This window comes from Pusillibacter faecalis (assembly GCF_018408705.1).
In the GTDB taxonomy this organism is placed as follows: domain Bacteria; phylum Bacillota; class Clostridia; order Oscillospirales; family Oscillospiraceae; genus Oscillibacter; species Oscillibacter faecalis.
The window spans coordinates 37,793-64,149 of record NZ_AP023421.1 but is presented as its reverse complement, the minus strand read 5'-3'; the positions used below and the strand labels follow the sequence as shown (position 1 = coordinate 64,149).

Sequence of the window (26,357 nt, the reverse complement as noted above, 5' to 3'; positions counted from 1 at the left end):
ATGGCTCCTCCTTATCCCATGAGAATGGTGGCTCCGGCCAGCACGACCATGGTGAGCAACCCAATCATCAGCAGGAACTTACCCACAAATTTCATCCAGGTCACATAGGAGGTTCTGGTCATCGTCAGCACGCCCATCAGCAGGCCGCAGGTGGGCGCCACCAGAGCCAGCATGGAGTTGGCCGCTGCGTATGCAATTACTACGATCTCACGTCCCACACCGGCAAAGTCCGCCAGGGGCGCCATGATACCCATGGACAGTGTGGCGAGGCCAGAGGAAGAAGGCACAAAGAAGGACAGCACCAGATAAATCACATAGGTGCACAGAGAGAACACCACGCTGGAGGTGTTCACCAGCAGGGATTCGCCGAAGTGCAGAATGGTATCGGTGATTCTGGCATCGCTCATCACAATGCTGACGCCTCTTGCAACGCCGATGATCACAGCCACGCTCAACAGATCCTTACAGCCGTTGATGAAGGTGTCCATGAACTCCTCGTCGCCCATCCGGGCAATTACGGCCACGATCACGCTGGCGGCCAGGAATACGCCGGCCAGCTCAGGGAACCACCAGCCCATGGTGGGCCAAATGGTAATGCCCAGGTCCTCCCAGGCCAGGACGCCCCAGATCATGATCAGGAAGGACACCACGAACACCACCAAGATCAACTTTCTCTTGGTGGTCAGCTCCGGCAGGTTATCCATGTCGGTCTCTTTCAGGAAAAACTTCCGATTTTCCTCCGCTTGGGCATACACCAGGGACTTGGTGGGGTCCCTCCTCACTTTTTCCGCATAACGCATGGTGAAAATAATACCAGCCGGGATGTAAATTGCCAGCAAAACCAGCCGGACAACAATGCCATCTGCCATGGAAATACCAGCGAACCGGCTGGCAATGGCCACGGCGAAAGGATTTGCAATGGAGCCCATGACGCCCAAAGCCGCCCCCATCTTGATTACGCTCAGGCCAACCAATGTGTCATAGCCTGCTGCCAGTAGAACCGGGATGAGAACGGGGAAAAAGGGCAGCGTCTCCTCCTCAATCCCGAAGGCTGCGCCTGCAAAGCTGAAAATCAGCATCAAAACCGGGATCAGCAGCTTTTCCCTGCCCTTGAGTCTGCGGATCGTCGCACCGATAGCAGCGTCAATGGCGCCGGTTTTCATCACCACTGCCAGATATCCGCCGATCACCAGTGTGTAGAGAATGATGTCCACCGAGTCCATAAAACCGCTGATAGGGGCCATAATCACAGAGGCAACCCCCTGGGGATTGGAATCTACCTCGTGGTAAGTCCCGGCAATCGGCTGCAGTGTTGAAGCATCGGGGTCCACATACTCATACGCGCCGCCGGGAAGCACCCAGCTGAGGATCGCCACCAAAACAACGATGGCCATAATGATGACGTACGAGGAAGGGATCTTCCATTTCTTTTTTGACATGTTTTTCTCCTCCTTGACAAAAATACAACAAACTAAATAAGCAATTTTTGTGCCAAGCGAGAACATGGATTCATTTGTTTAAAAATCATCAAAATTCCTTGTTTATTTTTAAACAAGCCCTTTTTTCCCGGCAAGCAAACACGTCTTCAGTGACTTTTCCGCTATTGAATAAGTCATTTTTAACTTATCTAAAAACAATTCAAGTCAAAAACAACTCGAATTTTGAGGCAAACTATCACCAGCAAGTTGTTTTTGACTCGAACATGTAGTATAATCAGTAAGAACTTCTTTTATAAAGACCCTAGTTCATAAATCGCCTCTGCATAAATCCTGCAGGTCTTAACCAGGCTGTCAATGTCAATATATTCATTTTTTTGATGCCAGGCCAGGCTTTCCCCGGGAAAAATCGCGCCAAAGGCCGCGATATTGGGGATCGATTTGGAATAGCTGCCACTGCCGCTGTATGTGGGCTCGCTCTTATCTTTTGTGACCTTTTGGTATGCTTTCAGCAGTGCCTTAATCAAAAAATGTTCTCTGGGAAAATATGTAGGGTCCCAGTACGAATTTTCCACCGGAGAAAAGCCGTTTTCCAAAAAGCTATCTTGCAGCTTGCCATAGACCTGGTCATATCGGCATGTGACCGGATAGCGCAGGTCCAGCCGAACATGCATCTTCTTTCCATCAAAGGTGAGAATTCCGAGATTAACCGTCAGCTTCCCAGAGAATTCATCCGCATAAGCAATCCCAAGGGAGTCCCCATAAATTTCAAAGCCGATCCTGGTCCGAAGAAAATGGATGGTTCGGCACATCTCCCGGGAGCCAAAGGCCAAAGAATCCAAAAAGTCCAGCATCGCGCTGACCGCGTTGACGCCCTGCTCCAGGGAAATACTGTGAGTCTCCATGCCGAACGCCTCCAACAGCACGCCATTTTCCAGAATCTTGGCGTGCATATTGTGGCGGTGCTCCTTGGAGAATTCCGAGAGTTCCCGAACAATCTCACTCTTGCGCGGTGTGATCAGCAGCGCTTCACAGTGTCCAGGTACCGTGTTTTCCATTGTCCCGCCCCGGATATATTGGATATACTCCTCCCTCTCCTGGGGAATTTCCGAGGAGAATTCCACCATGGCAAGCCCCTTTTCCGCAAACACCACGGGAAACTGCCCGTCCAGAGTGAATCCTGCAATCGGCGGCTTCTCCTGGGAGAGATAGTGCTCCATGTCCCGGTAATACCGCTGCTCATCCGTCCCCACAATCAGACGAATTTTTTTGTTGAGCTTTTTTCCAGAGTCTTTGACGGCCTTCAGCGCGTAAAGGGCAGCCAAAAGCGGTCCCTTGTTGTCCAGGGAGCCCCGGCCATAAATCCGGTTATTTAAAATCATTCCCCCATAGGGAGGCACTCCCCACATCTCCCCTTCCGGGCAGATGTCCACGTGGGAGAGCACGCCGATATAAAGCTCTCCCTCGCCGTACTCCGCATAGCCGCAGTAGCCATCCAGATTTTTGGTGGAGAACCCCATAGACTCCGCCAGAGAGAGCACATAGCCCAGCGCCTTGTCTACGCCGTCCCCAAATGGCTTTCCCGGAAGCGGCTGCTCATGAACCGATTTAATTTGAACTAACTCCTGAACGGAGCGGACCAAGTCCTCCTGGTATTTGGAAACTTCTGCTTTGAGCGTCATAGCATAACATCCTTATTTCATCACGAAAGCAATCCATCAGCGCATTACCTCATGAAATTTTCTTCTGCTTATCATACAACAAAACGCTTTGGTTGTACAGTGTCAAATTGATTGCCTCCTCTGAGCTTTTCTGATCGACAAAAAACTAAGCATTCATATACGGAAAGAGGTCACACCTATGGAAACAGAACTGGATTATTGCAAATCCATCTTGGACCTGATCCCCTCCGCAGTGGCACTTTATACACAAGATCAGCGGCTGCTGTTTTGCAACCGCGCCTTTCGGGAGCATTTCGGTGCAGAGGATGGACCTTTGGAGGGCCGGCACTTCCTCAAAGTCGGCCGCCGCTATTATTATAAAATCTCCCGTTTCCCAGAGGCGGCGCAGCATCTACAAAGTGATTCCACTTCACAAAGCGACGTCTATGCCGGCCAGCAGAGAATTTACCACCGGCTGGAGTGGCGTGGTGAGCGGCTCTTTTTGGAGCTGATTGCCCCCCTCGCATCTCCCACGCTTCCCCTCCAACCGGAAGACAACAAGGAGTCGCCTGAGGGCATGATCCTCTCTGACAAAAGGATGAGAAGCATTCTTGAGACTATCCGCCGCATTTCAAACTTTGATTCCACGGTCTTAATCACCGGAGAATCCGGCACCGGCAAGACCATGCTGGCAAGATACATCCATTCCAACAGCCGGCGGGCCAGCGCGCCTTTTGTCACGATCAACTGTGCCTCCATACCAGAGAACCTGATTGAATCAGAACTATTTGGCTACGTCTCCGGTGCGTTTACCGGTGCCGGACAAAAGGGTAAGGTCGGTCTGGTGGAAACAGCCAACGGGGGCACTTTATTTCTGGATGAGATCGGTACACTGCCGCTGAATCTGCAAAGTAAATTCCTGCAGCTGGTCCAGGAAAAGTCCTATCTGCCCGTGGGCGGTGTCAAACTGAAAACTGCAGATGTCCGTATTATTTCCGCCACGAATCTGGATCTTAGCAAGCAGGTGGAGGACGGCGTTTTCCGAGAAGACCTCTATTATCGTCTGCGGGTTATTGAATTTCACATGCCGCCCCTGCGGGAACGGACAGATGCCCTGGACCCGCTGATTGATCATTTTCTGACGTATTACAATCAAAAATACCAGATTGCAAAAACCATCTCCATCAGGGCAAGAGAGACCTTAAAGCGCCACAGCTGGAACGGCAACATTCGGGAGCTGCAATATGTGATTGAGCGGATTATGGTAACATCTCTGGATGGCTGTATCCAGCCAGAGAATATTCCGCCTCTCCAGAGTACGGCATCCGAGGAGTCGGAACGTCAGGGTGAGGAGCAGAGCTTTGACCAATCCATGGAGGCCTTTGAGCGCAAGCTCCTGCGTCGAGCCTATCAAAAATACGGCAGCTCCTATAAGGTGGCCGCCGCGCTGGGCATTTCCCAGACTAAGGCCTCGCGGTTGCTTCGGAAATATGACATTCGCTGACGCTGCTTTATGCAAGGCTTTTCTGGGCCGTGACAAAACCTGGCAATGGAGATAACCCGTTTTCCTTCATATTGGAATTAGAGATGGTACCACTTTGTAAAATACTACAATTTAGTTGAAATGTGTCTCCAGAAAGCAAAGGCACCTGTCCTCTCACACTCCATAAAAAGTCCGCAAAATGATTGACTTGCAAAAGCAGCTTTCCAAGGGGCCTGTTTTGAACATGCTGCAGCCGCAAAGAACGGTTTCTGCCCTCCTTAACCAAATCAGAGCTGGATGGAAGCGGAGAGCAGCAGCGTAAGCACGATAAGTTTTGCGATGGAATAAAAAAGCTCGTCGCAAGCGATTGCTTGCGGCGAGCTGTCCCCCCGGCAGATTCGAACTGCCGGCCTTTCGCTTAGGAGAAGGCCCCGGGCACTGATTATCACTGGTCATTATCAGCTGAAAACCATTTGGTTTCAGAGCCTTTTATTCGTTTATCAGGCAACCTGTTTATCCCCGGCAGCTTGCGCAGGCAGATTTGCTTTCAGCCCTGCTGAATTGGCTGAAGGCCATAGCTGACCGCCACATCGTTCAGGTCCTTGAACACGGTCTCATTCAGCGGGATGCCCTCCACTGCGTTCTTGTCCGCGGTTCTTCCGGAGCGCTCGCCGGGCAGAAGAATCCTGTCAACGCCGGGAGCCTTGCGGCAGTTGTGGATCTCATCAATCATCTCATCCATTCTGTGCTTGAAATCATCCACATCACAAAACACCTGAATATCAATGCAGCCAAACAGGTGGCCGATATTCTGTTCCTTGTCCGTATCCACATAGAAATCGCAGATGTCCCGGGACATCAGTGCGGCGTTGCTCAGCATTGCCGCCATCACGCCGGAAATTACTGTCAAGCCATATCCCTTGTACCCACCAACAGGAAGAAGGATTCCGTCAAACCCTAACTTCGGGTCGTCTGTGGGCTCACCGTCAATGGTCATGGCCCAAGTTGTTGGAATTTTGTCGCCGCGTTTCGCCGCCGAAGCCAGCTTGCCTCTGGAGACGACGGATGTGGCCATATCCAAGACCACCGGATACTCCTTGCCTGCCGGAATGGCAAAGGAAAACGGGTTGTTATCCAAAATAGGCTCTACGCCGCCGGTGGGCGCCAGCAGATGTGCGGCGGGAGATGTGGAACACATGCCGATCATGTTGTGTTCCAGCGCCATGCGGGTAAAATAGCTGGCCATTCCAAAGTGGTTGCTGCCCCGCACCGCCACAAAGGCCACTCCGCACTTTTTGGCCTTTTTAATGCACTTTTCCATTGCAAATTTGGACACCACCTGGCCCATGCCGTTATGTCCGTCAATGACGGCTGTAGTGGGAGTTTCCCGGACAACTTCAATTTCACTGTGAGGCAGCGTGCCACCGTCGCGCAAACGCTTGGTATACGCCGGCACTCTCATGACGCCATGGGAGTCCATTCCCGTCTGGTCGGCGGCTACCAAGTTATCCGCCACAACCGCGGCCTCGTCCTGCCGCATGCCAGCGGCAACAAAAATCTTGGTACACTGATCAAGCAGCACTTCTCTTTTCACAATTACCTTTTCGCTCATGCTAACATCCTCTTTTCAAGTTTATTTGTTACGCCTCATGACAAGCGCTATCCAGCTTTCAGCAGATTTCCGTACCCGTATTTCCCTCAATTGCATCCACAGCGTGATACAGTGAACTGATGATTGCCCGCTTGCCCGGTTTTGCCTCCACGAACTTCACAGCCGCCTCCACTTTGGGTAGCATGGAGCCTGGCGCAAACTGCCCTTCCGCCATATACTTTCTCGCCTCGGCGGCAGTCAGCTTTTCCAAGTTTTCCTGGTTGGGCTTTCCAAAGTTAATCGCCACATGCTCCACTTCCGTCAAAATCAGCAGCACATCTGCATTTACATGCTCCGCCAGCGCCTCGGCGGCAAAGTCTTTGTCAATCACGGCTGCCACACCCTCATAAGTACCATCCGCCTTTTTCACAACCGGAATTCCGCCGCCGCCACAGGTAATCACGATGGAGCGTCCGAGCAGAGAGTCAATGGTGTCCTTCTCCAGAATATCCACTGGCTTTGGACTGGGAACCACTCTGCGCCAGCCCCGCCCGGCGTCTTCTTTTACGGTGTATCCCTTTTCCTCTGCCAGCTTCTTGGCCTCTTCCTCGGAATAAAACGGGCCAATTGGCTTACTGGGATTTTGGAATGCCGTATCGCCCTTGTCCACGGCCACCTGCGTCACAATGGTGGCCACCGGCAGATCCATATTGTTCTCCTTCAGCTTCTGTTTCAGTGCCTGCTGAATATGATAGCCGATATATCCCTGACTCATTGCTCCGCACACATCAAAGGGCATTGCCGGAACAACATCCTTTGCCGTTTCACTGGCTAGCAGAATCCGCCCCACCTGGGGGCCGTTTCCGTGGACGATCACAATTTCATACCCTTTGCGAATCAGATCCACAAGATATCCGCAGGTCTTCTGCACAACTGCCAATTGGGCCTCGGCTGTCGCTCCATCTTTGGAAGATTGAAGTGCATTGCCACCCAGTGCGACTACAATTCTGGTCTTTCCCGCATTCATTTCAAAATTACTCCTTCAAGTTTTGTTATCAGGAAAAAATTGCTCCTAAAATGGGGTAGGTAACAAAGATACTCAGATAGCGAACCAAATGCAGCAAGACCACCTTCGCAATATCTACGTCATAGTCACTTGCCACAAGTGTCACATCGCTGACGCCTCCCGCGCAGCAGGAAAATATGCCCGTGGGCAAATCCACATACCCTTTGCGGCTCAGCAAACTCCCCAGGACAACGGTGAGCAGCAGATATCCAAAAATAATCAGCAGCACGCTTGGCAGTACATTTTTGATATAAAGAAAATCCTTGATATTGCAACGCATTCCGATCACGGCACCGCTTAGGATCTGGGCGGTGCGCTTTAGCCACCGCGGCATATACGTCTTTCCCGTAAAAATTGTAACCGCTCCTGTGATCACTATCGTAAAGAGCAATGTTCCCGCGGGAACACTGGAAATTTTCCCAATTATGGCGCCAATTGCGCCGACTGCCAGTGTAAACAGCATCTGTAAAAACAGCGTTTTTCTGCTTGTCTTTTGGCCCTCATGATGCACGTAGATGGCTTCTCCTGTGTTCTTTTCGCGTTTTTTCAAAATGACGGTTGCCATCACAGGAACCGCCAAATAAAGGATTGCGGTGCGCAGGGTATGAAATGCCGCAATCAATGAGGTATCTCCCCCGGTGTCCCCCGCAAACAGGCACACTTCCACCATTCCACCAGGAGCAGTTGCGTACATTGCCGTCAAAATGTCACAGTCCGCAGTTTTGGAAAAAAACACTCCCATGAAAATGGCATAGGCCGTCATGCCCAGCAGCAGGAGCAACGCCGGGGCCCATAGCTTTTTCAGCTTTTTGATGTCCTCCCGGTGGAGCATTGTCCCGATGTAAGCGCCCAACAAAAACTGGACAAACACGGACGCTCCTCCCGGAAGCATCCCCCGACCGGTCAGCAAATTAAACAGAATGGTTATCAACATGGCGCCAACCATCAAACTGCCCGGAATTTTTAGAAGGAGGAACAGAATTCCCCCAATTGCCGCAGTTAGCAGCGTCAGGAAAACAGTCATCATTTCCCTCCGTCTCCCCCGTGCCGCTGGCAGGCCTGGCGGCACGGGGGAGCGCCGTTTATGCCTTCATTTCTTCATCCAATTGCTTAAACAAGGCCGGGTTCAGATCATCGAGATACAGCATTTCCTTGCGCCAAGCAGAGACCTGATCCAGGTCGATGGTGGACACCAATACTTCTTCCGCCGCCATGCCTGCCTCTGCAACCACAATGCCGCGGGGATTGATGACTTTGCTCCGGCCAAACGTATAACGGTGCTTCGCCTGGCCAAAAGTGTTGGCAGAGGCAAAAAACACAACGTTGTCTGCAGCGCGGACTGGCAGCATCAGATGCCATACGTCCTCATCCTCGCGCCTCCAGCTGGCACAGTGCAGAATCAGCTCCGCTCCCTTCAGTGTCAAAAGACGGGAGGTTTCCGGGAAATTCGCATCATAGCAGCAAAGAAGGCCCACCTTGCCGTACCTAGTGTCATACACCGGGAATCTGTCATGCGCGGTAAAGTACTCCTTCTCCGGGCCAAACAGATAGTTTTTATCGTAGACCTCGCCAAGGTTCCCCTCATCGTCAATGAACACCATGGCATTTTCCATGACTGGAGGCTGATTTGTGCGCAGCGCCATGCCAACAACAAGATAGACGCCAAGTTCCTTGGCCAGTATCCGGAATTGAGTGACAGACTCTCCGTCCAGATCCTCTGCCATCTCATACCAGGCTTCACGGCTGTACTCCATTGCATCCCAGCCGGTCAGGCTGGTCTCCGGAAGGACAATTATCTGTGCACCCTTGGCAGCCGCATGGCGGATTAGCTCAATTGAATGCGTGCGGTTGTAAGGTACATCGCCCAGCTTTGGCTCCAACTGGATCATTCCCAGGGTAACTTCACGCATATGCCTTCCCTCCCTTACACGATTTCAAAGCGATCCATATCGATTTCCAGGCTCTCTTTGGCCTTTGCGAAATCGGGGTCCAGCTTCTTCATCAGGAAATAGTACAGCAGAATGGAAACTGCTGTTGCCACAAACCATGCGCCGTTATACAGCACGGATAGAGCCGGAACATACACACCAATGAACGTGCAGAGAACAGAGATCGCAATCGTGAAGAATGCCACCGGGTTGAAACCGCCGTCCTTCCACTTCATCAGCAGCGTCGCAAACACGATGAAGAAGATTGCCAAAGCGAAATAAGAAAGCCTCATGGACAACCCCATCGCGCTCGTCATACCCAAATACTCCTTGTTGCAAACCAGTCCCAGAACCACCAGAACCGCCGCGATTACATAGAGAATCATGGTAAAGGGCTTGTTATACTTGGATAGACGCTTGAATGCAAATTCACCGTTGGGGTCATAGAGGGCATTCAAATCCAGCTTAGTCTTACGGATAAAGATATAGTTGCTGATATTCACGCCTGCCAGAGGGGCCAGGAAGCCGCCGGAGCAAACAAGAAATGCGTTCACGTACAGTGCCGGAGAGGTCATCAGCTTCCAAGGCTGCGTCAGCAGGGCGGCAACACCGAAAATCCACACAGCCTGCTTGAAGGACAGCCGTCCGCCGGAAACCGTGGAAATATCCATGCAGGGTGCAAAGGCGTTGGCCGCAGTGTTGGTGGTAATCTCGGCAGCGCCCAGGAACAGCAACGTGCCGACGACAAACAACGGGTTGTTGATTTTGGAAGTCAGCACGATGGGGTCCCAAATGGCCTCACCGAAAATGACCACGGAGCAGGATGTCACCAGCGCACCCACTAGGGCTAAGCCGGAAAAGCCAATGGGATTTCCAACCGCTGTGCCGATGATATGCGCTTTTTGGCTCTTGGAATAGCGGGTGAAGTCCGTAATATTCAGCACCAGGGTAGCCCACCAGCCAATGGTGGCGGTGATGCAGACCAGCATCTGGTTGCGCAGCTCGCCGCCGCTGATCGTCGCGGGCTCGGAGATCAAAGTACCCCAGCTTCCAGCATTTACACGGCCCCAGACCAGCAAAACCACCATCCAGATGATTAGGAAGGGCGCGGTAAAGGATTCCAGCTTCTTCAGCATGCCGGCGCCGCGGGTCAGCACCAGCACAGTCAGCAGCCAATAGGCCACAAAGCTGATTGCAAAGGCATAGGGAATGTCAGACCAGCCCGGGAATATGACACGGATGGCCACGTCCACACATTGGGCACCGATATACAGGTGTATACCAAAATAGAAAACTGCCACAGCCGCACGGATAATAGCTGTGGCGCTGGACCCCAGATAGCCGCACGCAGAGCGCCAATAAACCGGGGATGGCACGCCATACTTTGTGCCGGCGTGCCCATTGGCAGCCATCGGGAATACCAGTACCAGACATCCAAATGCAATGCAGAAGACGACCTGCCACACAGAAAGGCCTAGCTGCATATAACTCTCACATACGTAATAGGTGGCAACGGCTACGTTCATGCCGATCCACAATGCAAAATAGTTCCATGTTGTCCAAGTTTTTTCGCCAAGTTTGCTGGGAAGGAGTTCTTTCGTAATTTTTTGTTTCATAAAAATTCTCCCATCCTCAAAATCTTTATATAGACAACCTTGTCAAAAAACATTGACGCTAAACAGGGGCTATGCTTTATTTAGGTCTGTTGAAATGCAGGGCAACTGTCCGGATGTTGGTTTACCCATGCTACCACTCCTGCTGCAGCATGGGTAAACCGAGAAAAAAGAGTAAGTGAGGTTACTTGTTAACCGTTTCCTTCTTCATTTTGGAGTTGTGAATGCCCCAGTGGAACTCTTTCTCACGTTGACCATTGGGGAACAGAATGTGGATATACTCCTCCGGCAGAGGCTTGCCGAACTTGCTGCCGACCACATAGCCCACAAAGGACATGACCATGGCCGGGAAGAAGAAGTGGCAGAACGGCTGACCCAATGCATACCAAATCAGTGCGCTACACGCGCCGCAGACCTGCGCCATTACGCAGCCCGTGGTGTTGCCGCCCCTCCAGAACATACCGCCAAACATGGGAACGGCGATCATCGAGGCCATCATTGTATGGGAGAAGGTGGCCAGGAAGGTAATCTGGGTGCCGACACCGCCGATGGTGATGATTGCCAGAAGGCCCAGCACGATGAACATAACCGCCTGGGTAATACGCAGAACGGTTTTGTCAGAGGCGTTGGGATTGATACATCCCTTGTAAAGATCGTTCGACGCAGCCGCGCCCATAACCAGGATCACACCGTCCAAAGTAGACATCGCGGCCGCAACCACAGCTGCCATGACCAGGCCCTGTGCCCAGTCGGGCATCAGCTGTGTGACCATATAGGGAAACACAGAGTCCGTAGACTCCAGCAGGGCGTCGCCATACAGTGCGCGCGCGATGGCGCCGTTGCCATTAGATGTATAGAGGATAAACAGCATCAGGAAAATCACAATGATGACGGAGGGCTTAATCACACGTTTATCCTTCATGGCAAAGCCTTTTTGCAGCAGCTGAGGCAGGCCCCAGGGAGCCAAGCCGAACACGAATGTCACGCCGACCAGTTGGTTCCAGCCCAGTGCGCCGGGAGAGTTCACCAGATGATCATAGTCCATCGCAGAGAGCGTGGTAATCACATTGTTGATGCCGCCGATCTCGATCAGTGCCGCAACGAACACAAACGTCGCGCCGAAGCACATTAGTAGAGACTGGAAGAAGTCTGTGATGGTACCCGCCATAAAGCCGCCAATCAGCGAGTACACCAAGGTGACACCCAGGATCAAAATCACGCTCTGTGCAAAGGTGAAGCCAGTAACGGCGGAAATCATCAACGCACTGCCCTTGGCAACGCCAATCAGGTACGGCAGCAGGAACACTAACATAAATGCTGCCAGCAATCCGGCGGGAACATTGCTCAGATAGCGCTTTTTCAGATAGCCTGGGACCGTCACAACGCCCAATTGCTTGGATGCCTTTGCAAGTCCGGCGAACAACAGGATAATGCCAATGGGGGTGCACAAAACCTGCGCTACAGTGTTCCACATGTAAGACATGCCGTTGTAGTACGCGGTGCCGCAGTTGCCGATCAGGACAGAGGAGCTCAAATACGTGGAGAAAAACGCACAGCCCAAATACCAGGGCCCCAGGTCACGCTTGCCCACCATGAATCCGTTAAAGTCCGTGCTGTATTTTCTGCAGTAAATACCGATGCCGATCATTCCCAGGAAGTAGATCCAGAAAATGATCATAGCAGTTGAACCCAATTTTTCAACGATCATTTCTTGTCACCCTTCCTTATATTTTTCATCTTCATGAACTTGTCCGTATCAATCGGATCGCCTTCCCACTCATCCATGTTGCGCTGATCCTCGATCCACATGACGATGAAAATGAGGATCACCATTGCAACGGGAGTACCGAACCATGCGAATGCTGTGCCAAGAGGAAGTCCAAACATATTTATTTTCTCCCTTCAAGTTACTCATTCTTCACTTCTGGGTCTCCCCCCTATTTTTCTTGCTCTAGACATTCCGTCTATTCCATGACACGGGGGACTAGATCTGCTCCATGCGTCAACAATCCAAATTTTGCATTGTCTCCTTCCAGTTCGCGGGCAATGTGAATTGCCTCCGGAATGGAAGGCGCATACTTGTATCCCAAATATTCAGTTGTTTTTTGGTCGATCCCATCTGATACCAAAATGACCTTTGCCATCTGCCGCATCACACCTGCGCTGATGTATCCTGTGGATCCAACCACATCAGAAAACTTTCCGCTCTTGCTGAGATTGAAAATCTCCACCGGGTCCATTGTCCCCAGCTGCATGACATCCGGATGCTCCGGATATGCTCCTTCAAAGCAGGGAGCCGCCAAAATAATCGTCCCGTTCTTTCGAACACTCATGCATCCCGCAGCAAGTGCTTTTCCCGCCTGCCACAGGTCGCGATTGGCCGGATAGGAGCCGACGATGACCACATCCGGCCGAACGGTCACTTCCTGCTGATACACCTCTTGTGCGTACTGAACGCCTCTGCGGTGTGCCGTTTTCGGTTCGCCGGCAACAACGTGCACCATTTCTTCATTCAAGTTTAAAATGGTGTTAACGATGAATTTCAGTCCTGCCTTTTTGGCAATCTCCTCAATGTCCAAGCGAATGTCGTTTTCTGCATTTCCAAATCGCTCCGGCCAATCTAGGCTGCTGTTCAGATGGACAACGGCAGTCGTGTCCACGCCGCAGATTCCTGGCTGGATGCTTTTGGCGCCGCCGGACCATCCGGCCACAAAATGGGGGATGATGTTTCCAATGCACATGCCGAAATCGCTTTCGACAAACGTCCGATTTACATAAACCGGTGAATTAAACTTTGTTTTCCCACAGTAAGACAGCTGATCCGGGTTATCATACTCGTGGTTCATAACCCGCAGGCGGGAATAGCACTCTGTGCCAACCCGCTCTTCAATCTCCGCGTCCGTCATATAGCGATGAGACCCCAGCGCCATGATGACCGTAATCTGGGAGTCCTGTACGCCGTACCGATTGAGCTCGTCAACCACCACCGGCAGAATCCGGTTGACCGGAGTTACCCGCGTATTGTCATCAACGACGATAGCGATCCGCTTACCTGCGGGGTCTCCCAGCACTTCCGGAATCGGCGGCATACCAATGGGCTCCCGCATGGCCCGAAGAATTTCTTCCCGCTCATCCTGAACAGGCTTAATTGCTTTCGGGCTGATTGTCCAGACAATGGATTCTTCCGGCAACTGAAACTCCTTTTTCCCCTCTCCCCAGGGGACACTCAGCGTTTTCAGTGACATATCGCCTTATCCACCCTTCCGGTTCCGCCCCATCTCAGCTGATGGGGCGGAATCCGTTTCTGCTTCAATCAGATCTTATCGGACATCAGGCCAACGCAAATGGCCTTGTGGGCATGCAAGCGGTTTTCAGCCTGATCATAGACGGCAGAGTGCGGGCCATCCATGACAGAGTCCGTGACCTCTTGATTGCGGTTGGCGGGCAGGGGATGCATGTAGATGGCGTTGGGATCGGCCAGCTCAAAGTGGTGGTCATTGACGCACCAGGTATCTTTGAACTGCTCGCGATACTTCAGATCCTCTTCTCTGGGGATGGAGTAAGAGCCCCAGCTCTTTGCATAGATGACGATGGCATCCTTGGATGCCTCGTTCAGATCGTGGGTGATCTCCAGCTTGGCGCCGGAAGAGGGCGCTACTTTGTTAAAGTAGTCCATGTACTCCTGATGCAGGTCATATCCCTCGGGATAAGCCAGGGTCAGGTTCATGCCCAGCAGGCCAGCAGCAGCCAAGATAGCCTGAGGAACGCCGGCGGGCTTGAAGCGCTCGGAATAGGCCCAGGACATGACCACCTTCTTCTTCTTAAAGTCCTCACCGAACTTCTCCTTCATGGTGACAAGGTCGGCAATGCACTGGCAGGGATGCTCAAAGTCATCCAAGGCATTGATGACGGGGATAGAAGCATTTTCAGCAACGGTGCGGACCACTTCACGGCCCATGCCCAGCTCAGGCAGGTCATAGATCCGGATCAACAGACCGTTCAGATAGCGGCTCAAGACCTTGGCGGTGTCCGCCCAGGACTCCTTGTGGGCCAGCTGCATCTCTGTGGAGTTATAGAACTGTGCGTGTCCGCCCAGCTGGGTCAGGCCGGTTTCAAAGGAAACGCGGGTACGAGTGGAGGGGTTTGCAAAGATCATGCCGAAGCTCTTGTTTTTCAGCAGTTCGTCGTGACGCTCGCCGCGGTCCAGCTGGTGCTTCAGATACAGAGCCTCGTCAATCAGCCACTCCAGCTCTGCCTTGGACAGATCCATAATGCTTAAAAAGTTTTTTCCTCTTAATGTGTTCATTTCTTCATCTGCTCCTTTTCTAATAGTTTAATATCTGCAAGGTTTCGATAACCTCACTGACCAGGTGCTGCATGCAGCTTATGGATTGGGGCGAACTCTGGTTCCCCATCCCGGCTCTGCCGCAATGCGGCCGTCTTCATAGATGGTCTTTCCTCGAACCATCGTCCGCATAATCGTTCCGCCAGTCTCACGTCCCTGATAGAGCCGGGCAGAGTCCTTTGCCTGCGTAAACAGGTTGTCCACTTCTACCGCATACGTACGGTTTAAATCCACCAGGACCACATCAGCATCTGCTCCCACACGCAGGCTTCCCTTATGGGGATACAGCCCGAAAATTCTTGCAGGCCGTTCGCTGGCATAGGCCGCAATCTGCTCCAGCCAGAATTCCCCTGTTTTTACACGGTAGAGCAGCATCGGCAGTGTCAGTTCCATCGTCGCCAATCCATCCGGCGTCTTTTCTGCCAGTTTCTCCTCCCTGGTGAAGGGAGCATGGTCGCTGCCCAGCATATCAATGTGGCCCACAGCAAAGTGGCGGCGCATCTGCGGTAGACCGTCTGCCTCGCGCAAAGGCGGCTTCAGCTTCCCCCACGGGCCCAGGCGTAGCGCGTCCTCTGTGCTACCCTCAAAATAGTGTACACAGCTTTCGATGTAGACCTCCTGCTCCGGCCGGCGCATCCCCAGAATCAGCTCCACCGCCCTGGGATTGCTGGTATGGCAGAGGGAGATTCGTGCGCCGGTATCTGCGGCAATGACCACCGACCTTGCAATGGCATCCATCTCCACAATGGCCGGACGCGCGTAATACGGTGCCGCCACATACTTTTGATAGTGCGGATCGCTGTTCACCAGGTCAATCAACGGATCAGATTCTGCGTGAACCGCCAAGATTTTCCCTGTTCTGGCCACTTCCTCGCACACCCGGTAAAGCGCACCGGAGTCGGGAGCCGTCAGCCCGTAGAACTCATTTTCCCGGCCGGGAACAGCCCTTTGGGAAAAGGTTTTAAACCCGATTACACCGGCCTTTGCCAGCGGACCAACGTCCTTCAAATTGTCGTATCCGGCAGCGCCGTAAAACGCCACGTCCACGACTGCCTCTTTCTCCATCGCCGCAGAGCGTTCCTCCAGCAGTTCCACCGTGCTGGTGGCCGGACGCGAAACCGGCATTTCACACACAGTGGTGATGCCGCCCGCAGCGGCGGCGCAGGTGCCGCTGTAAAAGGTCTCCCGGTGGTTGATGCCCGGAGCGCGAATATGTACATGTGTGTCCAACAGCCCCGGCAGCGCCGTCAAGCCCGTACCATCAATTACTTCCCGGGCCTCGCCTGTCGCCGGTACAATTTTTCCATCCCGAATCCCCAGATTTCCTCTGACCACCTTATCACTGTAGACAATGTCTACATTCTGGATCATTATATCTAAGGTCTTTGCAGCCATTGCGCTCTTCCCTTCAATGGGTTCCGCTTACTTGTGTTCCAGTTTGATGCAGCCGGCCGGGCAAACCAGCGGGCAGAGGCCGCAGCCAATGCAGCGGTCTGTCACAAACGCCTTACCGTCGCGCATCTCAATGGCATCGCCGGTTCCGTCCTGGCAGGCATGATAACAGATTTCGCAGCCACGGCATTTTTCCGTGTCCACATGGGCCTGGATCTTGTGGTCTCTTGGCAGGTCTCCGTGATCCATGAACCGTTTCAGGCCCACGCCGCGGATGTCGTCCAAAGAGCTGAAGTTTTTATCAGCCAGATACTTGGACATGCCTTCCACCAGGCCTTCCACCATCGCAAAGCCCTTGAACATGGGCGCCGTGCACAGCTCTGTGGCGCTGCATCCCATCAGGATGAACTCCACGCAATCCTGCCAGGTCCACATGCCACCGCAGCCAACCATGGGAACGTCCATTCTGGTCAGAACCTCTCCGATGCAGCGCAGGGCAATGGGCTTGATAGCCTGGCCGCTGTAGCCAGTGAAGGAAGAAAAGCCCTCTACGTTGGGATAGGGTTCCATGGTGTCCAAGTTAAACCCGGAGATACCAGGTACGCTGTTGATGGCGCTGACGCCGTCGGCTCCGCCGCGCATGGCAGCAGCCGCGATGTCCCAAATATACGATGTAATGGAGGCAAGCTTTGCAATGACCGGTTTATCTGTCGCAGAGCGCACCCACTTTGTAATCATCTCCGTCGCTGCGGGATCTTTGCCGATGGAAGCGCCTCCGCCTGCAGAGTGGAAAGCGTGGGAACAGGAGAAGTTCAGTTCAAAACCGTCAACGCCAGCTTGTGTGAACACCTTTGCAGCCTTCACCCAATCGTCCTCATTGCGGTTGGATGTTCGCATAATGGATGCGAAGATGGGCCGGTCCGGGAATTCTCTCTTGATTCTGTGCACCACCTCTGCCCACCAGTCCAAATCATGGGTGCTGCTGACTTCCATGTTTGTGAAGCCTACTGGTTTTCCATTGACTTTCACCGTATTGAAGCGGGGAGTTACATTGGTATGCGCGTTCAGATCCATTGCAACCGTTTTAAGGATTGCGCCGCCCCAACCACAGTCAAATGCACGCAGGACTTTCTCTGCAGAGTCGGTTTCCGGGCCTGATGCCAAAATAAACGGGTTGGGTAATTTGACACCACAGACATCCGCGCTCAAATTGACGCCATGAGTTCCTTGGAAATCTTTGTACATTTTGTCACCCTCACATTCTTTTTGTAGTCGCCGGTAGTTTTGCCGTTATCTTTTTTTAACAGCGGCATCTTTCATATTCCGATGCCCGGAACCAGCACACTGGCCTCTCCTCTCCAGAGCAGATCTTCCAGGCATCAAAAATAACAAGAAAAACTGCCGTCCCAGTTCGGCAGGTCCGCAGCTTTCCACCACTGTTACCCCCTGTGCCCTTGGGACAGACTGGCAAAAAGCCCTTCTCACCATAAACTCACCAGTCTTTTTTACAAAATTGCTCTTTCCTTTTTTCAACTTTTAGTATATGCTGATCATGACGACGTGTAAAATACATGTATAACATATTGATTATGTAAAAAATACATGGAGGGGTGTATGACGTGGAAATTACGTATGATTACTATCGAATTTTTTATTACGTAGCCAAATATAAAAGTTTTTCCAAAGCGGCCAATGTTTTGGGAAGTAACCAGCCCAATATTACAAAATTCATGAATAATCTGGAGAGTCAGCTGCGATGCAAGCTTTTTGTGCGGTCTAACCGGGGGACTGTGCTGACTCCCGAAGGCGAAAAACTCTATACCCACGTTGCTGTTGCCTATGAGCACCTGCGGAAAGCGGAACTGGAACTCACAGATGACAAAAGCCTACAGAGCGGCGTGGTGACAATCGGCTCTTGCGAGAGTGCGCTGCACGGGATTCTGCTGCCTGTGTTGGAGAATTTTCATGCGCGTTATCCCGGCATCCGCCTCTGCATTTCCAATATCTCCACATCTCAAGCGCTCCAACTGCTACGGAATGGCGTCTCGGATTTTGCGGTTGTGACGACCCCCACAAATATTCTGCCGCATTTCAATGAAACCACTCTCTCCACCTTTCACGATCTCCTGATTGGGAGCAGACAGTACCGTTTCCTGTGTAAAACGCCTCTCCATTATGTGGACATCCTCAGCTATCCTATGATTGGCCTTGGCAAAGGGACCATGACATATGAGTTTTACACCCAGCTGTTTTTGAAAAACGGCCTGGTTTGGAAGCTGGACACAGAAGTCGGAACCACCAACCAGCTTCTCCCCATGATCGAATGCAACCTGGGGATTGGTTTTCTCGCAGACTTTCTTGCCAGAAATGCGATTGAGACTGGGCGTGTTTTTCAGATCCCACTCTGTATGGAGATGCCGGAGCGTGAAATCCTTTTGGTAGAGGACAAAACCCGCCGTCTAAGCATTGCCGCCAATCGATTCAAAAAAATGCTGATTGATTATAGCAACGGCCTCTGCCGCTAAATCCGGCATTTCCATTGGAAATCTGCTGTCACAAATACAGCATCAGCTGGCCTGATGTCCTTTCCAGAATCACTTATCTCATGGCAGCCCCGTCTTTTTCAGACCGGGCTGCTGTATTTCTCCCGGCTCATAAGGATTCCGTGTTTCTCTTCCCACCAACGCCCGGAAATTAAGCATATTATAATTATAATCATAATCATAATATGCTATTTTAATCAAATGCCATTTACTGTAAAATAAGGCATTATTATTGGGAGATTGTGCCATCATGCAGAAGAAAAAGCCGCTCAATGTCGCAATCGGTTGCCGCATCCAGTTTTCACGTGAGCAAGCCGGAATGACGCAGGAACAATTGGCGGAAAAAATCAACCGTTCCACCCAGTTTGTCTCCACGATAGAACGGGGAATTGCCGGCGCTTCTCTGGAGACTATTGTGAGCCTCTGTGACGCTCTCTGCGTTTCAAGTGAATGGCTTCTGCGAGGTCAGGAACCCACTCCAACGGCAGACTATATTGCCGCAAAATTGGTGGGCTTGTCTACAGAAGAACTGATTTCTATGAACAAGCTTGTGAACGATCTGCTGGATATGCTCCATGCCGGCCGGAGACAGTTTTAACGGTCTGTTCGTTGTGAATACGGATTTTGGCTTCTGGGCAAGGCTTGTGACACCTTACTTCATGCCGCCCAGATCAGCACCGTGTATCGTCCAGCATGCAGCTCAATAAAAGGCCTGTACCCCCCAAAAAGGGGGACACAATGTGTCACCAGGAGGGGGAATCAGTCGGTATGGGGCCAAACAAAAAGAGAGTTGAGAATGTTCTCAGCTCTCTTTTTGTTTGGCGCATTTTCGATGACAAAAACATCGTCTATCGTCATGTTTACCTGCGTGTTATTTCACCATCTGAATCTATCTTTCAATAGACTTTCCAAATTGAACATAGTATGATGCGGCGGAGAAGGATGGCCCGACAAACAAAACTCATTGCAAGTATGCGGAAAGCGGCTACGGGGAGCGACCGCTTTCCTGATTTCTCGCCGCAAAATAAAATCGCTCCGGCGAAAGGCTCCTCCACAATGAAACCATGATCACGCAAAGGAGGGCAGATACGATGAGAACCTATGGATATATTCCAAAGAACAAGACGAGGACCGTCAGCGGATCGGCATGTGGTCATTCGGCGTAGCGGAGGATAACGTAGTCCTCATCGACCCACTCAATGTTTTTCAAGACGCCCCTTGTCCAGCGTCGAAAGATCCCTATTGTCCACAATGCTCTGCATCAGGTCGGAGATGGTTGTGTCCAATGCGTCCGAGTTCTCCACGCCCAGGCTCACCTTAAGGCTCCCCTGGGCATATGCGTCCAACAACAATACCTTTTTCCCTTGTTGTGCCAGTCCTACGCCTAAATTGGCCGCCGTGGTTGTCTTACCCACGCCGCCCTTTTGATTGGCGACGGCAATCACTTTGCACTTGTCCGCCTACTGTAAATTCATAGCTGTCAAAATGGATTTTTAGACGGCTATGTGGGCTTTGGGCAGGACAAAAATATTCAAACCGGCAACTGCTCCGTTTTCCCATTAGCCGTTTCTTTTCCTGATTAGCAAAACACCTCGTTTTTGACGCCAAAAACAAAAACCTTGCTAATTGATTAGCAAGGTTTCTGGCGAAAAACCGTATGTAGTTCAAAGTACGTTGGGGAGTAACAGCGATTAGCAAAAAATATAGGATTGAGCGCCCACCATTCAGGTGAGGAATATAGCGTTTTCTTATACCTTTCCAAAAGTTATAGAAAAAGCACAAAATCTTCGGAAAAGCCAAAGATTTTGTGCTGATAATGGCACCCACGGGAGGATTCGAACCTCTGGCCTACCGCTTAGGAGGCGGTCGCTCTATCCAACTGAGCTACGCGGGCCTATGAAATTACGGGACTAAAACTGGTTTCCGTACACCTGCGCCCTCGGAGTGGGGCGCTCTGTTCCCTACCTAGGAAGCGAACACTGCTATCCAGCTGAGCTACGGAGGCATGCCCCTTAAATCCAATAATTACAAAGGAAATCTCCTCTACAAGAAGGTTGGAGTACATAGGAAGCCATGTTGTTCTGATATCCAGGCGGCATTTATTGTAACTGATTTTTATGTCCCTGTCAACGCAATTTCATTTTCTTCTCTTTTTCCCTTTGGACTCATGGTTTCTAACTCTGTCGATTTCACCAAGCATTCATACGAACAGGAACATATGATAAAGTAAATAAAGAGATAAATTTTAATTTATCAGGCAATGGGGCTTTCTTCTGCCGCCCTTCCTTGTCGGAGGCAATGCTTCTCAGAAGAAATTCTATGCAAAGCAAGGTGGCCGACAGCGAAATCGGCCGCCTTGCTTCTCCTGATTTCTATCCCTCAGGAACCTGGGCGATCATAAGATAGCCCGAACCCGAATGACATTTGCTAGCTGGCGCACCTCGTCCACCACGCGTTGTTCCAGCGGTGCCCCCAGATCAACCATCGTGTAAGCCAGGTCTCCCTTGGACTTGTTGCTGAGGTTTTCGACATTGATCCCGTCTCTGCTCAGCAGCGCCGTGATATTGGCCAGCATGGCCGGTACATTCTTATGGATCACGCAAAGCCGCATCAGGCCGCTGCGCTCCATGACCACCTCCGGCAAGTTCACAGAATTGTGGATGTTGCCGTTTTCCAAATAGTCCTTCAGTTCGTCTACTGCCATGGCGGCGCAGTTCTGTTCACTCTCCGGCGTAGAAGCGCCCAAGTGAGACATCGCCACCACATGGGGCGTCTGTACCAGTGCGTTATTGGGGAAATCTGTCATATAAGCCGCGACCCAACCAGAATCCAGCGCTGCTATCATCGCCTCATCGTCCACAATTTCTCCTCTGGCCAAATTGATAAACCGTACCCCCCGCTTCATCGCAGCAATGGCCTTTTCATCAATCATCTGTTTGGTCTGAGGCGTATAGTGAATGTGGACCGTAATATAGTCCGCACGCTTGTACAGCTCTCGGATATCCTGTACCACATGAACATGGCGGTCCAAACGCAGGGCAGCGTTTACCGAAAGATACGGATCATATCCGTAGACGTCCATGCCAAGGGCAATGGCCATGTTCGCCACCAAGGAACCGATGGCGCCCAAGCCAATAATCCCCAGCGTCTTTCGATACAGCTCCGGACCTACAAACGCGGATTTTCCCTTTTCCACCACCGTGGAGACCTCCACGCCGGCTTTTACCTGCTCCCGAACCCACTGGATAGAGCCATCTACATCGCGGGAGCTCATCAGCATAGCACACAGCACCAGCTCCTTCACGGCATTCGCGTTGGCACCGGGGGTGGAAAACACCGCCACGCCGGCCTCGGAGCAGCGGTCAATGGGAATATTATTGACGCCTACTCCCGCCCTGGCAATGGCCAGCAGGCTCTCAGGAAATTCATAATCCAGCAAAGGTGCAGACCGGACCACGATGCCGTCCTCTCCAGCCACCTCGCTGCCAACAGTATATCGATCCGACTCGAACCGTTCCAGCCCAACGGGGGAGATTTTATTCAAGATTTTGATCTGATACATGACGTTTCCTCCATATCAAACGGGGCTATGATACAACTCGATAACTTGGTAATTTTATTATAGGGCCGCGTTGAAAGTCGGGTCAATAGAGGGAAAGCCAAAAAAAATCCGCCTGATGGCGGATTCTTTGTGAAAAAAGGTAGTATCTTTCAAAGGAGTCCCACCACTGATCCATCCAAAGGCAAATGATCAGAGCACGTGACGGTCCTGCGCGTCCGTGATGATGTGAAGATGGATAGAAGACCACCTACGAACCGTCCGTGAGCGGCCTATCGCCTTACAGGGTTTTCTGCTGCACAAATTCCTGGATTCGCGCAAAGGTCTCCTGACTCAGATCGTGCTCCACACGGCAGGCATCTTCAGCAGCTTGTTCCCCACTCACGCCCAACCGCACAAACAGCTCTGTAAGGACCTTGTGCCGCGTATATACCCGGCTGGCAATCTCCAGCCCGCTGTCATTGAGCGTAATGGCGCCATCCGGTGCCATGGAAATATAACCGTTTTCCCGCAGCTTTTTCATGGCAATGCTGACGCTGGGCTTGGAATACCCCAAGCGATTGACGATATCAATGGAATGTACCTCTCCCCGCTGCTCCTGCAGGATCAGAATCGACTCCAAATAGTCCTCTGCAGATTCATGAATGACCAGCTCAGCCACCTCCTTGATCCATCCGCTCCATTCAAGGCTTCCAGTAACATTTTCTTTCATTTTATCAAATTTTCTTTAAAAGTGCAAGGTAAATCCTTCCCTCTCCTTCGCAATCTCTTCGATAGCCGACACCGCACGGTCGATTTCCTCCTCCGTGGTGGCGTGCCCCGGTGTGAACCGTACAGTTCCCTGAGGATAAGTCCCCAGGGTCTGATGCGCCTTAGGCGCGCAGTGCAGCCCGCAGCGGGTCTCGATCCCCCAGCGGTTCTCTAGTTCGTAAGCCGCCTGTGCGTTGTCCAGGTGCAGAAAGTCCACGGACACCACTGCGCCTCGTCCCTCCGTGCCGGGCCTGCCCACCACGCGGATATCCCGGATGCGGGCCAGCCCACGCAGAAGCTGATCCGTTCTGGCTATGGACCTCTGGCGCAGAGTATGAATCCCCTGCCGTTCCACATAGTCCAGCGCTGCCCGGAGGCCGAAAATTCCCGGCAGATTCAGCGTCCCCGCCTCAAAGCGGTCCGGCAGAAAGTCCGGCATCGTCTCCAGGTGGGACTGGCTGCCGGTGCCGCCTGCCAGCAGGGGCGTTACCTCCATTGCCATCTCCCCGGTAATCAGAAAGCCGCCGATCCCCTGAGGTCCCAGAAGTCCCTTATGCCCTGCAAAGGCCAGGGCGTCCACCCCCCAGCCAAGCATATCCACTGGGAAAACGCCTCCGGTTTGGGCGCAGTCCAGAATCATCCGGACGCCGTACCGCCTGCAGAGCGCCGCTGCTTCCTCCGCCGGAAGCAGCGTGCCGCAGACATTGGAGGCATGAGTCATCACCAGCGCCCGCGGCCTCCTCCGCAAAGCCTCCTCCAGCCGCTCCGGCGGCAGGGAGCCGTCCCGCTCACAGGAGATGATCTCCACCTCCACTCCCGACTGCGCCAGCTGTGCCAAAGGGCGCAGAACCGCATTATGCTCCATGGAGGTGGCCGCCACCCGATCACCAGACCGCAGAAAGCCCTTGAGCAATATGTTCAGCGACGCGGTGACGCCGCTCGTGAAAATCACACTCTCTGGCCTGTTCCATCCAAACAGGCGGCAAAGCCGCTCCCTGGTGTCCAACACCACTTCCGCGGTGTGATAGGCAGCCTCGTAACCTCCACGGCCGATATTGACCCCTACTTGGTCGATATAGTCCGCCATAGCCTGCCCCACACCAGGGGCTTTGGGGAAAGCGGTGCTGCCATAATCCAGGTAAATATGCTCCATCCGGCACCTCCTGTGGTGTATTGATGAACATTATAGCAGGGATGTCCCCTGGAGGCAAACCGCCTCCTATTAATTTTTTTAATAGCGCATCCATCTATTGGGAAAAGCAATTTTACAAAGCCCGCCAGATTTAGTAAAGTAGAAGAAACATCATGATTAGGAGGCCTTTCATCATGGGTGGAAAGAAAACGCTTCTGGCATCCGGCGCTCTGGTGGGACTGTGTGCAATCCTCCTGACCTATTTGGGCAACCCGGCTAATATGGGCTTTTGCATCGCCTGCTTTATACGAGACATCGCCGGCAGCCTGGGACTGCACCGTGCAGAGGCTGTGCAATACATCCGCCCGGAGATCATCGGCATTGTCTGCGGCGCCTGTATGATGGCCCTTGTAAAGGGCGACTTCTCTCCCCGCGGCGGCTCTTCTCCTGTTCTGCGTTTTGTACTGGGGTTCGGTGTGATGGTGGGCGCGCTGGTGTTCTTAGGCTGCCCTTTGCGAATGGTGCTGCGTCTGGCCGGCGGCGACGTCAACGCGCTGGTGGGGCTTGTTGGCTTTGTGGCCGGTATCCTGGCCGGTGTGGTATTTTTGAAAAAGGGCTTTTCTCTAGGGCGCAGCTACCGCCAAAACAAGGGCGAGGGACTGGGCCTTCCGATTGCCAACGTTCTGCTTTTGGTCCTGCTGCTCGCCACTCCTTCCTTTCTCTTTTTCAGTGCGGAGGGTCCTGGCTCTCTTCATGCCCCCCTTCTCGTCTCTCTGATCGCCGGTCTTGCCGTGGGTGCCGCCGCACAGCGCACACGCCTTTGCATGGTGGGTGGTATCCGGGATGTGGTGCTCTTCCGAGACTGGACCCTACTCTCTGGTTTTCTGGCCATTTTTGTGGTGACTCTGATCGGTAACGCGGCGCTTGGAAACTTCCATCTCTCCCTGGCTGATCAGCCAGTGGCCCACACGGACGGTCTCTGGAACTTCCTGGGTCTGGCCGCTGTCGGCCTCGGCTCCGTCCTTCTGGGCGGCTGCCCTCTCCGCCAGCTGATTCTGACCGGAGAGGGCAATACGGACTCCGCCATGGCCGTGCTTGGCATGCTGGTGGGAGCCGCCTGCTGTCACAACTTCGGTCTGGCTTCCTCCACCGCCGGCGCAACGCCGGCAGGTGGGATCGCCTGCGTGGCCGCACTTGCCGTGATGGTCATCATCGCCCTGTGCAACATGCCGAGAAAGGCGTAACATCCTCTTTTATCAGTGATGATTGCGAAAGGAGTCATATCTGGATGGAAACCATCAAAGTAGATGCCCGAGGGCTCTCCTGTCCCCAGCCGGTTCTTTTGACAATGGAGGCTTTGAAGCAGGACGCAGCCCGCTATGAGATTCTGGTAGACGACCACACCGCCCAGCAGAATGTCACCCGCTATCTCCAAAAGGCGGGGAAAACGGTGACGGTCTCCGAGAGCGGCGACAGCGTGACGCTGAGCGCGGAGTAAGGCATGGAGACCTATATCGCAACCTTTTTCTCCCACTTTGGAGCGGTGCGCTTTGGCCGGCAGCTGCGGGAGGCGGGGATCGACTGCGCCCTGATGCCTGTCCCCCGGCAGGTCAGTTCCTCCTGCGGCACCTGTGTCCGCTTCACTGCAAAGCCCCCTCCGCCTCTGCCAGCCGAAGGAGATTGGGAGTGCCTGTTCTGTCAGGTGGGAAACAGTTACATGGAGCTTCAATCTAATTTATAAATAGACAGAAACCGCCTCTCCTAGGCTGGGGGGCGGTTTTATCATTGTATTTTTAAATAGAGTTATATTATTTTATTTTTTTGTCTTGTACATCTATTAAAATTTGCTATAATGGAA

Annotated in this window: 22 protein-coding genes, 1 tRNA gene and 1 pseudogene; 6 read left to right on the top strand and 18 right to left on the bottom strand. The window is 52.5% G+C overall.

The features are described 5' to 3' along the window. Positions 1-11: 11 nt before the first annotated feature. Positions 12-1,439 (bottom strand): YfcC family protein, encoded by a 1,428-nt coding sequence (locus KJS55_RS14895; protein WP_213543738.1) that lies wholly within the window; start codon positions 1,437-1,439, stop codon positions 12-14. A 290-nt stretch (positions 1,440-1,729) separates the two neighbouring features. Further along, positions 1,730-3,118: a dipeptidase PepV gene (gene pepV / locus KJS55_RS14890; protein WP_187028726.1), complete on the bottom strand. Its 1,389-nt coding sequence runs from the start codon at positions 3,116-3,118 to the stop codon at positions 1,730-1,732. Between the two features lie 178 nt (positions 3,119-3,296). On the opposite strand from pepV, the gene KJS55_RS14885 reads away from it, so the two are divergent. Continuing rightward, the gene (locus tag KJS55_RS14885) at positions 3,297-4,601 is read left to right on the top strand and encodes a sigma-54 interaction domain-containing protein (RefSeq protein WP_213543737.1); all 1,305 of its coding nucleotides are present in this window, start codon (positions 3,297-3,299) and stop codon (positions 4,599-4,601) included. 526 nt (positions 4,602-5,127) lie between these two features. On the opposite strand, the gene KJS55_RS14880 is transcribed toward KJS55_RS14885, so the two are convergent. The 11 genes from KJS55_RS14880 to preA form a co-directional block, all read right to left on the bottom strand. Beyond that, entirely contained in the window at positions 5,128-6,192 is a 1,065-nt protein-coding gene (locus KJS55_RS14880) for an Ldh family oxidoreductase (protein WP_213543736.1), read from the bottom strand. Positions 6,193-6,250: 58 nt separating this feature from the next. Beyond that, entirely contained in the window at positions 6,251-7,198 is a 948-nt protein-coding gene (gene arcC / locus KJS55_RS14875) for a carbamate kinase (protein ID WP_213543735.1), read from the bottom strand. A gap of 28 nt (positions 7,199-7,226) precedes the next feature. Then, positions 7,227-8,264: an AbrB family transcriptional regulator gene (locus KJS55_RS14870; protein WP_213543734.1), complete on the bottom strand. Its 1,038-nt coding sequence runs from the start codon at positions 8,262-8,264 to the stop codon at positions 7,227-7,229. 55 nt (positions 8,265-8,319) lie between these two features. Then, on the bottom strand, positions 8,320-9,147 hold the full coding sequence (locus KJS55_RS14865) for a nitrilase-related carbon-nitrogen hydrolase (RefSeq protein WP_187028736.1): 828 nt from the start codon (positions 9,145-9,147) through the stop codon (positions 8,320-8,322). A gap of 14 nt (positions 9,148-9,161) precedes the next feature. After that, entirely contained in the window at positions 9,162-10,781 is a 1,620-nt protein-coding gene (locus KJS55_RS14860) for a cytosine permease (protein WP_213543733.1), read from the bottom strand. A 181-nt stretch (positions 10,782-10,962) separates the two neighbouring features. Next, positions 10,963-12,486 (bottom strand): sodium:solute symporter family protein, encoded by a 1,524-nt coding sequence (locus KJS55_RS14855; RefSeq protein WP_187028741.1) that lies wholly within the window; start codon positions 12,484-12,486, stop codon positions 10,963-10,965. Next, positions 12,483-12,665 carry a hypothetical protein gene (locus KJS55_RS14850; RefSeq protein ID WP_187028743.1) on the bottom strand — a complete coding sequence of 61 codons (183 nt, stop codon included), beginning with the start codon at positions 12,663-12,665 and terminating at the stop codon, positions 12,483-12,485. Before KJS55_RS14850 ends, KJS55_RS14855 begins: the two co-directional genes overlap by 4 nt. A 77-nt stretch (positions 12,666-12,742) precedes the next feature. Next, a complete protein-coding gene (locus tag KJS55_RS14845; protein ID WP_187028745.1) occupies positions 12,743-14,023 on the bottom strand; it encodes a nickel-dependent lactate racemase family protein in 1,281 nt (426 codons plus the stop codon). Between the two features lie 68 nt (positions 14,024-14,091). Beyond that, positions 14,092-15,084 (bottom strand): ornithine carbamoyltransferase, encoded by a 993-nt coding sequence (locus KJS55_RS14840; protein WP_187028747.1) that lies wholly within the window; start codon positions 15,082-15,084, stop codon positions 14,092-14,094. A gap of 78 nt (positions 15,085-15,162) precedes the next feature. Further along, on the bottom strand, positions 15,163-16,518 hold the full coding sequence (locus tag KJS55_RS14835; RefSeq protein ID WP_187028749.1) for a dihydroorotase: 1,356 nt from the start codon (positions 16,516-16,518) through the stop codon (positions 15,163-15,165). A 27-nt stretch (positions 16,519-16,545) separates the two neighbouring features. Beyond that, complete coding sequence (gene preA / locus KJS55_RS14830; RefSeq protein WP_187028751.1) at positions 16,546-17,760, bottom strand: NAD-dependent dihydropyrimidine dehydrogenase subunit PreA; 1,215 nt, start codon at positions 17,758-17,760, stop codon at positions 16,546-16,548. 374 nt (positions 17,761-18,134) lie between these two features. On the opposite strand from preA, the gene KJS55_RS14825 reads away from it, so the two are divergent. Together KJS55_RS14825 and KJS55_RS14820 are read left to right on the top strand one after the other, a co-directional pair. Next, positions 18,135-19,040 carry a LysR family transcriptional regulator gene (locus tag KJS55_RS14825; protein ID WP_187028753.1) on the top strand — a complete coding sequence of 302 codons (906 nt, stop codon included), beginning with the start codon at positions 18,135-18,137 and terminating at the stop codon, positions 19,038-19,040. Between the two features lie 268 nt (positions 19,041-19,308). Beyond that, the gene (locus KJS55_RS14820) at positions 19,309-19,656 is read left to right on the top strand and encodes a helix-turn-helix domain-containing protein (protein WP_187028755.1); all 348 of its coding nucleotides are present in this window, start codon (positions 19,309-19,311) and stop codon (positions 19,654-19,656) included. A gap of 699 nt (positions 19,657-20,355) precedes the next feature. Here KJS55_RS14820 and KJS55_RS17740 read toward each other — a convergent pair. The 5 genes and pseudogenes from KJS55_RS17740 to KJS55_RS14795 all read right to left on the bottom strand — a co-directional run. Further along, a pseudogene (locus KJS55_RS17740) lies at positions 20,356-20,503 on the bottom strand (ParA family protein); the annotation flags it as partial. A 372-nt stretch (positions 20,504-20,875) separates the two neighbouring features. Then, a tRNA-Arg gene (locus KJS55_RS14810) sits at positions 20,876-20,952 on the bottom strand. A 501-nt stretch (positions 20,953-21,453) separates the two neighbouring features. Further along, complete coding sequence (locus tag KJS55_RS14805) at positions 21,454-22,620, bottom strand: phosphoglycerate dehydrogenase (protein WP_187028762.1); 1,167 nt, start codon at positions 22,618-22,620, stop codon at positions 21,454-21,456. Between the two features lie 277 nt (positions 22,621-22,897). After that, positions 22,898-23,269, bottom strand: a complete 372-nt coding sequence (locus KJS55_RS14800) for a metal-dependent transcriptional regulator (RefSeq protein WP_187029139.1) — start codon at positions 23,267-23,269, stop codon at positions 22,898-22,900. Positions 23,270-23,344: 75 nt separating this feature from the next. Then, entirely contained in the window at positions 23,345-24,520 is a 1,176-nt protein-coding gene (locus KJS55_RS14795) for an aminotransferase class V-fold PLP-dependent enzyme (protein WP_213543731.1), read from the bottom strand. Between the two features lie 173 nt (positions 24,521-24,693). Here KJS55_RS14795 and yedE point away from each other — a divergent pair, with 173 nt between their 5' ends. From yedE to KJS55_RS14780, 3 genes are read left to right on the top strand one after another with little or no spacing between them, the layout of a single operon-like run. Continuing rightward, complete coding sequence (yedE, locus tag KJS55_RS14790) at positions 24,694-25,743, top strand: YedE family putative selenium transporter (RefSeq protein WP_213543730.1); 1,050 nt, start codon at positions 24,694-24,696, stop codon at positions 25,741-25,743. 44 nt (positions 25,744-25,787) lie between these two features. Further along, positions 25,788-25,997, top strand: a complete 210-nt coding sequence (locus KJS55_RS14785) for a sulfurtransferase TusA family protein (protein WP_187028768.1) — start codon at positions 25,788-25,790, stop codon at positions 25,995-25,997. 3 nt (positions 25,998-26,000) lie between these two features. Beyond that, positions 26,001-26,240, top strand: coding sequence for a putative Se/S carrier protein (locus tag KJS55_RS14780; RefSeq protein ID WP_213543729.1), 240 nt, complete (start codon positions 26,001-26,003; stop codon positions 26,238-26,240). The last annotated feature ends 117 nt before the right edge of the window (positions 26,241-26,357 follow it).